Origin of the sequence: Sphingomonas epibiotica, from assembly GCF_039615155.1 — a bacterium.
GTDB lineage: Bacteria > Pseudomonadota > Alphaproteobacteria > Sphingomonadales > Sphingomonadaceae > Sphingomonas.
This window is the reverse complement of sequence record NZ_JBDGHY010000010.1, coordinates 1-15384: the sequence shown is the minus strand read 5'-3', so window position 1 is coordinate 15384 and position 15384 is coordinate 1. Positions and strand designations below refer to the sequence as shown.

Genomic DNA, 15384 nt, shown 5'->3' with positions numbered 1-15384 from the left:
CATGAGTACGACCCGCGCTGCTCGCGTGTACCTGCGCGTCAGCACCGATGAGCAGGATCTTGAACGCCAAGAGGCGATGGTCGTGTCCTCGCGTACCGCGGGGTATTATGTCGCAGCTGTTTATCGCGAGAAGGCTTCCGGCGCGCGTCCTGACCGGCCCGAGTTGCTTCGCATGATAGCCGACCTGCAAATGGGCGAAGTCGTTATCGCCGAAAAGATCGATCGGATCAGCCGCCTGCCGTTGGCTGAGGCGGAGAGGCTCGTCACCGCTATCCGCGACAAGGGAGCGAGGCTAGCCGTACCAGGAATTGTGGACCTTACCGATCTTGCTGAGGACAATGGCGGGGTGACGCGCATCGTCCTAGAGGCCGTTCAAGACATGTTGTTGAGGGTTGCGCTTCAGACCGCTCGCGATGATTACGAACTGCGCCGCGAGCGGCAGCGGGAGGGCATAGCGATCGCCAAGCGGGAGGGACGCTATACCGGTCGAAAACCAGACTTGGCCCATCATCGCCGCATTGTCTCACTTCGTGAGGCAGGGATGAGCATAGCGAAAACGGCGGCGCTAGCGGGCTGCAGCATCGCACAAGTCAAGCGCGTTACAGCCCTCCACCGGGCGACCAAGCAGAGCGATGCGTGTCCGACGATACCGTGAGATAGAGCCGGACTCAATTCGACCTCTGAATAATTCTGCTAGGATGGAAAGAGGCGGCAGCGTTGCCGCTGGGACGGTCAAGCAGCCGTGAAGGCTGCAGCGAGATCTCAATTTCTGGCCCGTACTGGCGCAAGGCTAATCGTGGCCGTGCCGCGCCCCCATACCGGTAGGTAGACGCCTTGCCCCGCCGCCTTCAACTGGCCCGTCCGCACGTCCGTCACACGGGCACGCACGATTATGTCGCCAATCCGCTTTTCGTCGATCGCACGGGTGATCTTGCCGATTAGCTTGTCGAAATCCTTTTCGAAGTTCTGGGTCAGCGCGGCTGACACAGTGCCTGATATGCCGGGAGTGTTGGCGAGCTTCAGGAGCAGGCTTGTCCCGACCGAGTCGGCCACACCGGCGACAGTGAGATCGTCGAACGCTACACGGCGATCGTTGACGGCGTTGCGCGGCGTGGCGGTAAGCCAGATCGTGCCTTGCGCAGGCTCCCCACCTTCGGCTGCCGCACTGAAGCGAAGCCCGACCGCGATCTTGTCACCCGTGGTGCCGTAGACGGTCACCTGGTGAAACTGCGCGCGCACGGCCCCGACACCAGGCACCTCGAAGGGGCGGCGGGAACGCTTCACCAATGCCTTGGCGAGAACCGGCTCCAGCTGACGATAGTCGGCGATGACGGGGATGGCGAACAGGATGCGGCCGGGTCCGGGCTGCGTGCGCGACATGGCGGGGAGCGGCTGGCGCTGCGGATCAGGCGGCCGATCGCCGACAAAAGTCTCCGTCCCCGCCGTCATCCCTAGCGCCAGGTTCACCCGGTTGCGCGAAATGGTGTAGCCTCCGTAGCTCAACTGCCGGGGCGTGATCCGCATCCACACCGGCGGGTTCGCCCGGTTCAGTTGGACGGAGGTGAACGCCGACCCCCAGACCTGCGCGATCTGCTCGCGCAGCTGCAATCTGCCGAGCTCCTGCGGCAGCGAGCGCTCCAGGCGCTCGACGACGCCGGCGAGCTTGGCGTCGGCCTTGCTGGTGAACTCGATTCGCTGGCCGAGGAAGTCGACGTGCGGCTCGTCGGTCCAGTCGTAGGCGATCGACACCGTTGCGCGCGGCGACCAGTCGCGGGCGATGTCGAGCCTGACCACGGCCCGGACGCGGGCGTCCGCCTCCGCCGTTTCCCGGCTGAGCACGCCGCCCACGTCGCGGGCGCTGATCGCGGCGTGAAGCGGCATGGTGACAATGATCGTTTTGCCCGAGCCCTCCAGCACCAGCGGCCCTCGGACGACGGTGCCGGTGATGCGGCACTGGATGGCGGGCGTCTTGATCTTCGCGAAGAGGATCTTGACCTTTTTCGGCGGGAGGCAGGTCTGCCCCGGCTTGTCGATCGACCAGAGGCGACGCGGAACCGCCTGTTCGAGGCTGGCCGCCAGCTTGTCCATGTCTGCAACAATCGGGACATTCATGGTAGAAGTCTGCGGGGGCACGCTGATGGTGTCCGTCGCTCGCGGAGGCGCCTCGCGAGGAGTCCGGTCGCAGCCACTAAGGCATGCAACGCAGAGCAGGGCGGACACGATCGAGACACTCGAGAGTTCGTTCTCGCGAAAAAAAGCCCCGGCAATCTGGCCTGCCGCTTCAGCTATCGACCGACTCGGCGTTGAGACGGTTGCCCGAGCGGTCGTGTTCTTCATCGCCGCGCACCTCCAGCCGTCCGAGCGGCCACCATCCCATAGGTTTGCCAAATCAGTTTCGCAAAAGGGAACCGTCCCGTTTCTTTATCGTTCGGCCCGTTGATTTCGGTCAATGCCTAACAACACCAACGGAGGATTTCGATGAAGATTGCGATTGTCGCTGCGCTGCTCACCTTGGCGCCGGTTCCAGTATTGGCGCAGGCCGTTTCGCCCGCCACTTCGGGAACAATGACCAGCGCCGACGTCGGCGTCTCGCCGATCGCGAGCCAGAGCGGGCCCAATTACGTGCTCGCGGCGGCCGACGCCAACCTCTATCAGATCAAGGCCGCGCAGCTCGCCGCGACGCGCGCGCAGCGGGATGACGTCAAGGCTTATGCGAAGCGGGTGCTGGCCGAGACTCAGAGCAGCCACAAGGCGCTTCTGGCGGCGCTGAAGAACGATCAGCGCACGATCAAGGCCCCTTCCTCAAGCCTGTCCGCCGACCGTGCTGCCCTGCTCAAGCTACTCCAGAAGGCGCCCAAGAGCGCCTTCGACAATTTGTATCTGACGCAGTCCGCGCAGGTCCAGCAGGCTGCCTGGGCTGTGCACAAGGGTTACGCGCAGGACGGGACCGATCCGGCGCTGCAGCAGGTCGCCGGTACCGCGGTCCCGGTGCTGGAGAACGAGCTCACCACCGGCAAGTCGCTTACCCCCTCCGGGCTTGCAGGATAGGTGATACCCGCCGGGCCAGGTCGATGAAGCCCCCCTTCGACCTGGTCCGGCACTTGTTTGCGGCGATTATTGCCGGGAGTGCAGCCGGCGGAATTGCTTCCCTGCTTCGCCGCGCATGAGATGCTGCATCACGATCCGGTAGACCGTCACTGCTGGCTCCATCCAAGTCCCATCGTCTTCTGCAAGGCGATGAACGCACGATCAAGTTCACCCGTCGCTTCCAGTACCGACTGATCAGCAGCCAGCGCCGCGCGTTCGGCATCAATGGACGTGGTCAGCGGTATCGCCCCCTGCTCGTATCGCTGCTCGGCGTAGATCGCCGACTGCCTGGCACCGTCCCGGCTCGCAATACTCGAAACGAGGTTACGGCGCTGATTGCCGAAGCGGGTCAGGCTGGTTTCCGCATCCGACAGCGCGCCGAGAACAGCCTTGCGATATTGCGCTTCCGCCTCGTCGCGGTCGGCGCGCGCCTGCTCCACCCGGGCACGATTACGACCGAAGTCGAGGAAACTCCAGCTGATCCGCGGCAGGAGAAGGCCCGCGACGCTGCCAGGATCGACCACATCGGCAATATTGGGACCACCCAGGCCGATGATGCCCATGATGCTGACCGATGGGAACTGCCGGGCGACGTTGACTCCGATCTGCGCGTTCGATGCCGCCAGCTGCCGCTCGGCCGCGCGAATGTCAGGCCGGCGTCGCAGCATGGCGGCCGGATCGCCTATCGCGACCGTCCTTGGGATCATCGGGATCGGAGCAGGGGTGGACAGCAAAACATCGTGTGCTCCGGGCTCGTCGCCGGTGAGCAGGGCAAGCTGGTCGAGCGTGGTCGCGATCTGTCCCTCGAGCGGCAACAGCCCGGCCTCCGTGCGGGTCAGCTCGGTCTTCAGCCGAACCACCTCGTCGCGCGACGATGCACCGCGTTGTTCACGCTGTTGAAGCAGGGCGAGTGATCGCTGTTGAAGCTGCGCGGAGCGGCGGGCCAGGATCAGGCGCTGCTGAAGTTCGCGCAGCGTCACATAGTTCTGGGCAACCTCCGCCGACAGACGAACCTGCGCATCAGCTCTATTGGCTTCGGCCGCCTGAGCCTGGGCCTCGGCACCTTCGGCGGCGCGGCGTCGCGCGCCGAACAGATCGATCTCCCACGATGCGTCGAGGCCGGCGTTATAGAACTCGGCCCTGATACGATCGGATTGCTCGCCTTGCGTCGGCAGCGCCAGCGAGCCTGCGGGAAGATCGGCGACGATCGCAGTGCCTGACGCCGAGACGGTGGGAAGCTGGTTCGCGCGCTGTTCGCGCAAGCTGGCGCGCGCCTTGCGGATGCGCGCCTCGGCGATCGCCACGTCCGGATTGGAGGCAAGCGCCCGGTCGATCAGCATCGTGAGCTGCGCGTCGCCCATGCCTTCCCACCAGCGTGCGACAGGGGTCTGCGGTGACGTGACGGCCTGATCCGCGCGGCGAAATGTCGATCCGGCGCGCTCGCCGCTCGCAACGCCCGGCGGGCCTCCATAGTTGGGGCCGACGACGCATCCGGTCAGGAGTGCGGGGAGAATGGCCCAGCCAAGTCGCTTCATCAGTGCATCGCCATCTGCGTGTCGGAGGAGATCGGGCGGAGGAACAGCGCCAGCGGCGTCGTGATCGCGATCGCGACGCCCAGCGCAAAAAACAGGTCGTTATAGGCCATGACGGTAGCCTGTTCGAGAAGTTGACCGGCGAGCTGCCGATACGCGCCGGCTTCGCCGGACGGCATGACCATGGCTTTAGCGAACCATTCCTGCGTGGTGGCCGCATTGGCCGACACCGTCTCACCCAGCCGGTTGAAATGGAGGAAAGTCTGCCGGTCCTGGAGGGTCGCCATCAGGGCGAGGCCGATCGATCCGCCGAGGTTGCGCCCCGCGTTGAACAGCGCGGACGCATCGCCGGCATCCTCGGGTGCCACAGCGCTGATCGCGGCCTGGTTGAGGAACATCATGGCGAAGATCTGCCCGAAGCCACGGACGAGCTGTGAATCCGTCAGGTCGCCCCCGGCCGACTGCGCGGTCAGGTGCCAGTCCATGGCGCAACTGACGCCGATCAGCGTCATGCCGGCAAAGACCGCCAGGCGAACGTCGAGATATTTGAACGCGAGCGGCAGAAACGGCATCAGCATCAGGGCGGGGATGCCGGAGACGAAGACCACCTTGCCCGATTGCAGCGCGCTGTAATCCGCCATCGACGAGAGAAACTGGGGGATGAGGAAGGTCACCCCGTAGAGCACGACGCCGATGATGAGGCTGAGGACGAAAACGCTGCCGAAGGAGCGGCTGAAGATCAGCGACAGCTTGAGCACCGGATGCGCGGAGCGGACCTGTCCGATCGTGATGAGCGCGAAGCCGAAGACCGTGGCGATCGCGAGTTTCACGATCATGGCGGATTCGAACCGCATCTCGCGCTGCCCCTCCTCGAGCATGACGGTGAGCGCACCCAAGCCGATTGCGAGCCCTGCGATCCCGAACCAGTCGGCATGGCGCAGCTGGTCGAGCCGCAGACGCTCATGCTTGAGCCCGAACAGCAGGAGCAGGACGAGCCCGGCACAGACCGGCACGTTCAGGAAGAAGGCGTAGTGCCAGCTGTAATTATCGGTGAGCCAGCCGCCGATGATCGGCCCGAGCACCGGACCGAGGATCGCGGTGCCGCCGAACGCGGCGGTGCCGATCGGCTGCTGCGATGGCGGCAGCCGTGTCGCGATGATGGTCATCGCGGTCGGGATCAGCGCACCGCCGGTGAAGCCTTGCCCTACACGCCCGGCGATCATCATCGGCAACGTCGTCGAAATCCCGCACACGATCGAGAAACCGGTGAAGCTGACCGCCGCACCCAGAAGGAAGTTGCGCAGGCCGAACAGGCGCACGAGAAAGGGGCTGAGCGGGATCATGACGATCTCCGCCACTAGATAGGAGGTCGCGACCCAGGTGCCCTCCGTTCCGCTCGCGCCGATCTCGCCCTGGATGGTGGGCAAGGCCGCATTGACGATCGAGATGTCGAGCAGCGCCATGAACGACCCGATCGTGCCCGCGGCGACGGCGAGCCAGTCGCGCAGGCCGGCGCGTTCGGCCGCCATCAGCGCGCGCCCTGCGTCTCGCCGCGCTTCAGCCGCTCGGTTTCCTGCTCGATCCGGTCACGACTTCCCTTTGCGCTGATCGTGTCGACCGTAACCTCGACCGACAGGCCGGGACGCAGCACCCGGCGCGCCTCCGGTCCCGCTTCAATGCTGATGCGCACGGGCACTCGCTGAACGATCTTGGTAAAGTTCCCGGTCGCGTTCTCGGGCGGGATGAGCGAGAACTGCGCGCCCGTGCCTGGCGAGAAGCTCGCAACCCGGCCGCGCAGTTCGGCGCCGTCCAGTGCATCCACCTTGACGGTCACGGGTTGCCCGACGCGCATCAGCGCGACCTGGGTCTCCTTGAAATTGGCCTCGATGTAGAGTTGATCGACCGGCACCACCGACATCAGCCGGGTCGCCGGCTGGACATATTGCCCGGCCCGGACCGCCTTGTCGGCAACAACGCCGTCGATGCTGCTGCGGATCTCGACGGCGCCGAGGTCGGTCGAGGCGCGCGCAAGCTGCGCCTGCGCGGTGTCGCGCTCCGCCTCCGCCTGGCCGATGCGAGCCGCTTGTGTGGCGACACTGCGACGGGCGGCGAGGTAGGCGGCGCGCTGCGCGCGCAGCTCTGCGGCGGCTCGATCACGCTGAAGGACCAGGTTTGCGAGGCGCTCACGCGATTCCGCCCCTGTCCGAGTGAGCGGTTCGTAACGTCTTACCTCGTTTTCTGCCGCTGCCGCGGCAGCCTCGGCGCTCGCAACCTGGGCGGCGGCCTGAGCGACAGTGGCCTGCTGCTCGTCAAGCGTCCGGCGCGCGGTCGTGATGTTGGCGCCGGCCGCGGCGATCTGGGCTTGCGCCTGTTCGACGTTGGCGCGGTAGTCGCGGGGATCGAGCACGGCGAGCAGCTGGCCGCGGCGGACAGGCTGGTTGTCAGCGACGAGCACACGCTCGACATAGCCGCCAACCTTCGGAGAGACCGTCACGAAGTCCGCGCGCACATAGGCGTTGTTGGTCGACTGCAGGTATTGGCCGCTCGCGCGGTAGTTCATGTACCAGACGACCGCCGCGACGATGCCCGCAACGAGCGCGGCGATGAGGACGTAGCGGATGATCGGATAGCGCGCGAGAAGCGAGGGCTTCTTACGCCGTCGTTCTCCTCGACACCGTCCTTCGACCTAGCTTCTGGCTGGGAATGCGCATTCCGGTCGTCATGCGGCGCATCGCCGCCTCGATCTTCAGCATGCTCGTCAGCCACTCAGCAACGCTATCGTATGTAAACCGGACCGTATCATAGTATGTGGCGATCGGCATTGCCACCCACTCTGATGGGCTCGTGCACAGCAAACTCAAGCTGCGCGAAACAAACAGCCGCTGGATCTTCGCGGCGGAATGCTTCGGCGTGAACGACTGCGATCCGACGTCCGACACGCCTGACCTTCGGCGTCGTGACAAGTGCATCCAGCCGAGCAGAGGCAAGGAACTGGAGGTTCACGCTGATGAGCTTCGGGAAGTGCCCGGGGGGAAGTTTGCGTGCAAGGGCACGCTTCGCTGCCACTTCGAGAAAGGATGCCACAGCTCCGCCATGCAAGGCGGGAAGGAGAGGGTTGCCGATCATGTATTCCACTGGCGTCAAAACAAAGGCGTCACCGCTCTCTGAAATCATGGAGCCTAGCAGCTGCGCGAAGCCGGTCATGGCCCGACAGCCCGATTGATCGAAAAGACGCCTTGGGCAGTCGCGATCAGGTGAGAAGGATCGGTATCCCAGACTTCGGTCCGTACGAACGCACGGCGCTCGGTAGCGTCGTAACAATGCGCCCACGCTGTCGCGGAGCATCTCGCCTCGGGGGACCGCACATGGTCCACCTTCAGGTTGAGGGTCGAGATTGCCAATCGCCTTCCCAGTCGGGACATTACGGCAACGCCGCAGGCCTGATCGATAAGGCTCGTCAACACGCCCGTTGCTAAAGTCTCGTCCTCGTCGGCCAGCTCCTCACGCCAACCGACACGTAGCGAGCTGAGGCCATCGCCGATCGAAACCAACTCCAGGCCAAGCCTGTTGCCCCACGGTATGTCGCCTGGTTGCAGGCTCCAGTCTCCAGCCACGATTCCATCCTCGTCCTGATCAGGCCTTGCAACCTTGGAAACGGTACGGTTTACAAATCTGGTCCGGCTTCCTAATGGTTATGGTCTCGCATGGAAACGCGGTCGAATAAATTTCTGGTGCTCTCGGTTACAGGCGTTCTGCTGGGTACGCTCCTGATCTTCACCCTGTGGCTGTTCGATGCACGCGATGGAGACGGCAATCCCTACATGATCCGCTTCACCGGAAGCGTTGCCGGTCTCCAAAATGGATCGTCGGTGACCTTCTCGGGCGTGCCGGCCGGTCATGTCACGTCGATACGGCTCGACAAGCAGGACCCGTCAGCGGTTCTCGTCACCGTCAGCCTTGAACCGCGGATCCCCATCGTCGCAGGCGTGAAAGCGTCGATCGCAAGATCGGCACTGGCCGGCACCGCGAACATCAGCCTCGACGGTGCAACCTCTGGCGCGCCCCCGATCGTTGCGGCGAACGACGGGGAGCTTCCCGTCATCCCCACCAAGGAAGGCGGGCTCCTTGGCGGCGGAGGGGACCCCGTCGCACTGGTCGAGAAGATCAGCCGCACCGTGGACTCTGTCTCGCGCAACCTCGACGCCGCTCAGCAGCAGCGGGCCAGCGATCGGCTGGCGGCGCTCGCGGAGAGTTCCGCTGGTTGGGCTGACAAAGCCGGAGCAGCGTCCGATGCTCTCACCGGTGCGCGCGGCCGCGTGATTGCCGTGGGAGACGCCTTGCAGCGATCCGGCGACAGCGCCCAACAGCTGAGAGCGGCAGCGGACGAACGCCGCGCGACCGTCCTCGCGAGAGCGAACCGAACATTGTTGAAAGCCCGAGACGGTGCCGATCGATTCACGGCTCGGCTAGAGGCTATTCGACCCACGATACGCGGCACGGCCGCCAAACAGGCCCAACTGCGTGAAACGGTTCGTTCAGCGAGGAACAAGGTCGGTGCTGTCAGGGATGCGGCCGTTCGCATCGATCAGGAGGGACTGGGCGTGGGGGCTCCGTCCCTTCCCATCTACAAGCCAACGTCACAGGATTGAGCGACGGCGATACAAAAGAACAGCCTTTGGCTGAGATCGAGCTGGCAGGCGAGCAACCGACCTTCTCGGCGTGATTTCTCGTCAACCGGTCCGGATCGCGCTACTCTCGATCCAGGAGAACGAGATTGAGCGATGACGAAAAGAAGAGCCGGCGCCCCAGGAAAATGGGCAGACCGACCACCGAGGACGCGCTCCGCCTTACCTCGCACATCCTAAAAAGCGCTCGCGAGCTGTTCTTCGAACACGGCTTCGAGGGCGCCAGTGCCGACATGATCGCCGAGCAGGCCCGCATCTCGAAGCGGACCCTGTACGCCCGCTTCGGCAGCAAGGCGCGCGTGTTCGAGGCGGTGATCCTCGACGAGATCGATACGCAGCTGCGCGCGCTCGAACCTTCCGGCAGCGACGAACCCGACATCCGAAAGCGGCTTCGCGTAATCGCCGATCGCCTGCTCGAGTGGCTGCTGACGCCGCGGATCACCTCCATGGAACGCGTCGTCATCGCGCAAGCCGTGCGCTTTCCAGCGCTTGCGGCGAACATCCACGACTTCGGTTACCAGCGGGCCGTCCAATGGGTAGCGTCGATCCTCGCCCATGCCGATGCAAAGGGTGAGCTATCGCTGGCAGACCCGGTGTTCGCTGCCGAGCAGTTCGTCACCCTCGTAGTGGTCGCACCCATGCGCCGTGCAGCGCTCGGGCTTTCTCCTCCCGCGTACGACGATGCCGCACGCGATCGTATCTCGCGCGGTATCGACCTGTTCCTCAATGGCTGCCGTCCGCGCGAGGCGGATGGTTGCAGCGACTGATGTCCACCACCGACGAGGAGCCTCAGATCGGTGAGCGCACGCGGCTGGCCGAGCTCATGCAGATCATGGGGCGCCATGGGCTGAACGGGCTCGCCTCGCGCCTGGGCCTGCTGCCCGGTCGCTCGGAGCAGCCAGCGGACGTCGGTACGCCCGAGCGGGTCGTCGCGCTGCTGCGGGACCTTGGACCTGTCGCAGTCAAGCTGGGGCAAGTGCTAGCCACCCGCGAGGACCTGCTCGGGCCGGAATGGGTGCGGGCGCTGTCGACGCTGCAGGATCGCGTGACCCCGCTGCCGTTCGAGGCGCTGGAGCCGACGATCCTGGCCGCGCTCGGCTCCCCGATCGCTGATGTGTTCGCGAACTTCAACCGCGAGCCGATCGCGGCGGCGTCGATTGCGCAGGTTCATGCTGCAACCTTGCGCGACGGAACCGAGGTCGTGGTCAAGGTACGCCGGCCGGGGATCGCGGAACGCGTCGATGCCGACCTACGGCTGCTCCGCCGCATCGCGCGGCTCGCGGCCCGGCACTCACCGGAGATCCGCCGCCTCAAGCCCGACGAACTGCTGCGGTTTTTCGCGGAGAGCTTGTCGCAGGAAATGGACCTCAGCGCAGAAGCGGCAGCCTGCGAGAGCATCGGCGCGTTCCTGCAGCCGCTCGGCGTCCGGACGCCGGCCTTCTACTGGGATCAGGTCGGCCGCCGGATCAACGTGCAGGAGCGGCTTGACGGCATGCCCGTCCGCGAGGTTCTTGACGTGGCGGGTGAGGGCGGTGCTGACGTCGCCGGCAGATATGCCGATGCGGTGCTGCGGATGATCATCTTCAACGGTCGGTTCCACGCGGACCCCCATCCCGGCAACGTCTTTGTTCTGGCCGACGGGTCGCTGGCGTTCATCGACTTCGGGGCGGTCGGCGTGCTCAGTCCCGCCCGGCGGAACGAGGTTGTCACGCTCGTCCTTGCCATCGCGGGTGAGGACACACGATCGGTGACGGACGTACTGCTGCAATGGTCGGGCGAGACCGATGTCGATCGCCAGGCGCTGACCCGCGACCTCGACGCGCTGATCGGCCAGTTCCGCGGGGCGGTACTCCAGCAGATCGAGCTCGCCGACATCTTCGGCCGCGTGTTCGCGCTGCTTCGAACCTATCGTCTGGCGCTGCCGCCGGACCTCGCCCTGCTGCTGCGCACCTTGCTGATCGCCGAAGGGTTCGTGCGACGGCTCGATCCCGGCTTTGACATCACCGCGCGCGCCGCACCGATCGCGCGCGAACTGCTGCGGGAGCGGATCGGCCCGGCCGGCCTCAAGCGTGGCGGACGCCGGCTGGCGACGAGCCTTGGCCGTCTGGCCGCCGCCTCGCCCGAGCTGGTGGCCTTCGCCGAGCGGGTTGCGCGGTCGGGTGCGCTGCCGATCGAGTTGCAGAAAGGTGCCGTCTCCTCACCACCGGCATTGCCCCGGGGCGCAGATCCCAACGTCCTGTCCGCCGGCCTGCTGGTCGCCGGCGCGATCCTCCAGCACGACCATGATGTTGTTGGAGCAATCCTGATGGCTTCTGCGATACTCCTTGCCGGCTGCGCTTGGTACGCGAACAGGCAGCGGCGCTGACCTCTTGTTGTCAGCCTTTCATGTACCCAGTCGCGCGCGATTGTTTCGCTACTGATATTTCATCTCCGACGAGCGGAACGAACCAATCGGCTTGGCGTTTTCCGAAAGTAAACCGGTTGGTACCAAAGCAGCTGACCGGTTCGATTGAGCGAGGGGTTCCGCGTGTCCGAACAAACGGTTGACGAGCCGCATCTGCCATCTGAGGGCTGGTCGGACTTCGGTGCCGAGCTCAGCGCGCTTATGCCTAGTCTGGCGCGCTATGCGCGATCGCTGGCCAGGAATCCCGATACTGCACAGGACCTTGTTCAGGAAACCGTGCTGAAAGCCTGGAGCAGCCGCGCATCCTTCGAAGCCGGTACAAATATGAAGGCGTGGACCTTCCGGATCCTTCGCAACTCATTTCTTTCGCAGGTACGCCGTCGAGGCACGGTACAAGTTAGCGAGACCGCCGAACTCGCCGACATTCCGGTGGCGTCGAACCAGGAATCCGTTGTGACGCTGAGCGATGTTCGCCGTCTATGGCCGCGCCTGACGCCTGAGCAGCAGCGGTGCATCAATTTCATCGGGATCGAGGGATTGAGCTATGAGGAGACAGCCACTATCGAGCAGGTTCCCGTCGGCACAATCAAGAGCCGCGTGGTAAGAGGGCGGCAGATGCTGCGCGCACTCCTAGATCACATGAACAGCGATAAGGGATACAAAACGGAATCTCAGGTCGTGGCGGCCGGTGCAACCTGTCAGGCCGAGCCACCAGTTATCGACGAGGTGCACGAGAGACAGATCGAGCTGCTGCAAAGCTGGCGGACGAAGCGTGCGGCCGACCGCTGTTTGGTAGGCTGAGTGGGCCGGGATCTCTTGATCCCGGCTTCGTGCGGCCAATTTCAGGTCCTTTACCGTCTCGGTTAGCAGAAGACCTGTCGCTAGGGATATCGCACAAAAGGACGAAGAGACCACGGCTGGCCGAGCGGATATGTCCTGTGGTCTGCCCTAACAGCCTACATCCTCCAGCGTGTCATTTGTGCGCTGACTTCCGGGCTGCTCTCCCATCCACCGCCGGGCATCCAGGCGCTTACCCGTCACCGCCGCGGCAGCGTCAGAGCAGAGCCAGAGCAAGGGCGGCACCACGATCTCGGGCGACAGCAGTCCGTCGCGTGCACTATCCGGCAGTCCTTCGGGAATCATGCCGGTCAGCGTCGCGCCCCCCGGCAGGAGCGCGTTCACCGTGATGCCGCTGTCCGCAAGGTCCTGCGCCCAGATCGCGGTCTCCGATTCCAGCGCCGCCTTGGACGGGCCGTAGGGCGAGAAGCCGCGCCGTCGCATCGTCTCGCGGTTCATCGAGATGTTGACGATTCGGCCCCATCCCGCCTCCAGCATGGCGGGGACGGCGGCGCGCGCCATCAGGAACGGGCCGTTGACGTTGGTGTCGGTCACCATGCGCCAAGTGTCGGGGGCGACCTCCCAAAACCGGGTCGGTTCTGTCAGGAAGGTGTCGCTCACATACTTCATGCCGCGCCCGGCATTGTTGACCAGGATGTCGAGCCGGCCGAAGCGCACGAGCGCCGCGCGCACGACTGCGGCACAATCCTCCGCCCGCGTCACGTCGGCGAGCAGCGGCCGCACCCGATCGTCGCCGCATGCCCGCTCTGCCTCCCGTGCGACCGCTTCGACCTCGGCGAGTTCGCGCGCGGCGGTGGCGACGACCCGCACGCCGGCCTGCGCCAGCCCGAGCGTCATCGCGCGGCCCAGCCCGCGACCGCCGCCCGTCACGATCGCGACGCGGCCGGCAAGGCCGTGTCCGTCGCTCCCGCTCATCGGTTCAGCGCCTGCATCTGCGGCGCGGCGTAGCGCTCGCCCGCCGTTGCCCCCTTCGGCGCCGCGCGGTCGAGCCGCTCCAGTTCGCCTCGGGTGAGCGTCACGTCGAGCGCGCCGACATTCTCCTCCAGGTAGCCGCGGCGCTTGGTGCCCGGGATCGGCACGATGTCTTCGCCCTGCGCCAGCACCCAGGCGAGCGCCAGCTGGGAAGGGGTGCAGCCCTTCTCCCGCGACATCGCCTCGACCGCCGCGACGAGATCGAGATTGCGCTGGAAGTTCTCGCCCTGGAAGCGGGGGCTGTGCCGGCGATAGTCGTCAGGCGCGAGATCCTCCACCCGCCGGATCGCGCCGGTCAGGAAACCGCGGCCGAGCGGGCTGTACGGCACGAAGCCGATGCCGAGCTCGCGCATCGTGTCGAGGATCTCGCCCTCGGGATCGCGGCTCCACAGCGAATATTCGGTCTGCAGCGCCGCGATCGGATGCACGGCGTGCGCGCGCCTGACCGTGGCGGGCGCCGCTTCGGAGAGGCCGAGGTGGCGCACCTTGCCCTCGCGGACCAGCCCGGCCATCGCGCCCACCGTGTCCTCGATCGGCGTGTCGGGGTCGACGCGGTGCTGATAGTAGAGGTCGATCGTCTCGACGCCGAGCCGTCGCAGGCTCGCCTCGCAGGCGGAGCGGACGTAATCCGGGCGCCCGCACACGCCCTTGAAGGTGCCGTCCTCGCCGCGAACGTTGCCGAACTTGGTGGCGAGAACCACCGCGTCGCGGCGATCGCGGATCGCACGCCCGACCAACTCCTCGTTACGGCCTACCCCGTACATGTCGGCGGTGTCCAGAAACGTCACGCCGAGATCGATCGCGCGCTGAATGGTCGCGACCGCCTCGGCTTCGTCGGCCTGCCCATAGAATTCGGACATGCCCATGCAACCGAGGCCCAGCGCAGATACGCGCAGCCCGTCGCCCAGCTTTCGTTGCTCAAGCACCAATTATCTCCTGTTGTAAGATCATGCCGGTTGGCCAGTCGTCGGTAGCAAGGCGGGCCGGCACCGGTTCAGCCTTCAGACAGCAACTGCTCGGCGAGCTGGCTGTGCTTTTCGTCGGCCTGCTTGGCCTCGTCCGCGCACGCCTTCATGTCGCGCGCCGCATCGTCCATGCCGGTCTGCCGGCAGTAATTGGCCATGGTCCCGAACGAAGCGATCCAGTAATGAAGCGCGAGCTGCCCGCTGGCGATGATGCCGAGGTCGCGTGAGGCATCGTCCGGTGCCGCTTCGCGGATCCTGCGGCTCACCTCGTAATGCGCTTCGAGCACAGGGTTGTCCTGCTGATCGGCCGGGCCCGCCTGCTCGGCGGCGCGACGGATGCGGTCCGCCCATTGGCGGGAAGTCCGGTTGCCCTCTTCGAGCGCGGATCGCAGCGCCGGGTGGCGCGCGTCGTTGTTGATCTCGTCGGTCGCCTTGGCGGCGACGTCGCTGCCGGCCTGCATCGCGGACAATCCTTGCGCGACCAGCTTCTTCAGGTTGTTCTCGTTCATCAGGTTCGTCCTCGTCCTGCCGTGCCTCGTTCAGGCACGGTGAGGGATTCTAATCTCGTCGTTTCGTTCTGTTCCGTCGGTCCTTCCTCGATCAGACCGCAATCAATGTTTGGAGCTCATGGCCGACCTCCCGGCCTGCACCTCCTGCGGCTTGCAGGAGCGGGCTGCGTGAACCAGCGCGGCAGGGCAGGCATGCGGGAAGCTCGGACCGGCGTTGCAGGCGTGAATAGCGTCGTAAGCGGTCCGAACCGAGCCGAAGCGGACCTTCTTGAGAGCCTTCCCGACAGGAGCATGCTGACGGTGGCTCCAGGCTGAAGTGATTGGACGGAGGCGCTGCAGTGACGGGAGCCCGCGGAAGATAACGCTCAGACC

15 protein-coding genes are annotated in these 15384 nt (G+C 65.4%); 6 read left to right on the top strand and 9 right to left on the bottom strand.

Annotation, left to right across the window (positions count from 1 at the left end; genetic code table 11):
• The first annotated feature begins 1 nt into the window (after window position 1).
• Window positions 2-655, top strand: coding sequence for a recombinase family protein (locus tag AAIO73_RS17465; protein WP_066690575.1), 654 nt, complete (start codon window positions 2-4; stop codon window positions 653-655).
• A gap of 107 nt (window positions 656-762) precedes the next feature.
• On the opposite strand, the gene AAIO73_RS17460 is transcribed toward AAIO73_RS17465, so the two are convergent.
• A complete protein-coding gene (locus AAIO73_RS17460) occupies window positions 763-2220 on the bottom strand; it encodes a DUF4403 family protein (RefSeq protein ID WP_269746909.1) in 1458 nt (485 codons plus the stop codon).
• Window positions 2221-2478: 258 nt separating this feature from the next.
• On the opposite strand from AAIO73_RS17460, the gene AAIO73_RS17455 reads away from it, so the two are divergent.
• Entirely contained in the window at window positions 2479-3048 is a 570-nt protein-coding gene (locus tag AAIO73_RS17455) for a DUF4142 domain-containing protein (protein ID WP_066516399.1), read from the top strand.
• Window positions 3049-3194: 146 nt separating this feature from the next.
• Here the strand turns inward: AAIO73_RS17455 and AAIO73_RS17450 are convergent, their stop codons facing one another.
• From AAIO73_RS17450 to AAIO73_RS20325, 5 genes are all read right to left on the bottom strand, one after another.
• Window positions 3195-4622 carry an efflux transporter outer membrane subunit gene (locus AAIO73_RS17450; RefSeq protein WP_084401571.1) on the bottom strand — a complete coding sequence of 476 codons (1428 nt, stop codon included), beginning with the start codon at window positions 4620-4622 and terminating at the stop codon, window positions 3195-3197.
• Window positions 4622-6148 carry a DHA2 family efflux MFS transporter permease subunit gene (locus AAIO73_RS17445; protein WP_066690572.1) on the bottom strand — a complete coding sequence of 509 codons (1527 nt, stop codon included), beginning with the start codon at window positions 6146-6148 and terminating at the stop codon, window positions 4622-4624. The genes AAIO73_RS17450 and AAIO73_RS17445 overlap by 1 nt, the downstream gene beginning before the upstream one ends.
• Window positions 6148-7179 (bottom strand): HlyD family secretion protein, encoded by a 1032-nt coding sequence (locus AAIO73_RS17440; RefSeq protein WP_232307959.1) that lies wholly within the window; start codon window positions 7177-7179, stop codon window positions 6148-6150. The genes AAIO73_RS17445 and AAIO73_RS17440 overlap by 1 nt, the downstream gene beginning before the upstream one ends.
• 239 nt (window positions 7180-7418) lie before the next feature.
• Window positions 7419-7823 (bottom strand): PaaI family thioesterase, encoded by a 405-nt coding sequence (locus AAIO73_RS17435; protein WP_177179222.1) that lies wholly within the window; start codon window positions 7821-7823, stop codon window positions 7419-7421.
• Window positions 7820-8083 carry a PaaI family thioesterase gene (locus AAIO73_RS20325; protein ID WP_350027542.1) on the bottom strand — a complete coding sequence of 88 codons (264 nt, stop codon included), beginning with the start codon at window positions 8081-8083 and terminating at the stop codon, window positions 7820-7822. The genes AAIO73_RS17435 and AAIO73_RS20325 overlap by 4 nt, the downstream gene beginning before the upstream one ends.
• Window positions 8084-8323: 240 nt before the next feature.
• On the opposite strand from AAIO73_RS20325, the gene AAIO73_RS17430 reads away from it, so the two are divergent.
• From AAIO73_RS17430 to AAIO73_RS17415, 4 genes are all read left to right on the top strand, one after another.
• Complete coding sequence (locus AAIO73_RS17430) at window positions 8324-9268, top strand: MlaD family protein (protein ID WP_066690566.1); 945 nt, start codon at window positions 8324-8326, stop codon at window positions 9266-9268.
• Window positions 9269-9393: 125 nt separating this feature from the next.
• On the top strand, window positions 9394-10071 hold the full coding sequence (locus tag AAIO73_RS17425; protein WP_232307958.1) for a TetR/AcrR family transcriptional regulator: 678 nt from the start codon (window positions 9394-9396) through the stop codon (window positions 10069-10071).
• Window positions 10071-11669: an ABC1 kinase family protein gene (locus AAIO73_RS17420; protein WP_066690562.1), complete on the top strand. Its 1599-nt coding sequence runs from the start codon at window positions 10071-10073 to the stop codon at window positions 11667-11669. The genes AAIO73_RS17425 and AAIO73_RS17420 overlap by 1 nt, the downstream gene beginning before the upstream one ends.
• Window positions 11670-11831: 162 nt before the next feature.
• Window positions 11832-12509 (top strand): sigma-70 family RNA polymerase sigma factor, encoded by a 678-nt coding sequence (locus AAIO73_RS17415; protein WP_232307957.1) that lies wholly within the window; start codon window positions 11832-11834, stop codon window positions 12507-12509.
• Between the two features lie 147 nt (window positions 12510-12656).
• On the opposite strand, the gene AAIO73_RS17410 is transcribed toward AAIO73_RS17415, so the two are convergent.
• The 3 genes from AAIO73_RS17410 to AAIO73_RS17400 all read right to left on the bottom strand — a co-directional run bounded on the left by AAIO73_RS17410 (window position 12657) and on the right by AAIO73_RS17400 (window position 15012).
• Entirely contained in the window at window positions 12657-13481 is an 825-nt protein-coding gene (locus AAIO73_RS17410) for an SDR family NAD(P)-dependent oxidoreductase (protein WP_066690557.1), read from the bottom strand.
• Window positions 13478-14464 (bottom strand): aldo/keto reductase, encoded by a 987-nt coding sequence (locus AAIO73_RS17405; protein ID WP_269746908.1) that lies wholly within the window; start codon window positions 14462-14464, stop codon window positions 13478-13480. Before AAIO73_RS17405 ends, AAIO73_RS17410 begins: the two co-directional genes overlap by 4 nt.
• 68 nt (window positions 14465-14532) lie before the next feature.
• A complete protein-coding gene (locus AAIO73_RS17400; RefSeq protein WP_066690551.1) occupies window positions 14533-15012 on the bottom strand; it encodes a YciE/YciF ferroxidase family protein in 480 nt (159 codons plus the stop codon).
• Window positions 15013-15384: the final 372 nt, after the last annotated feature.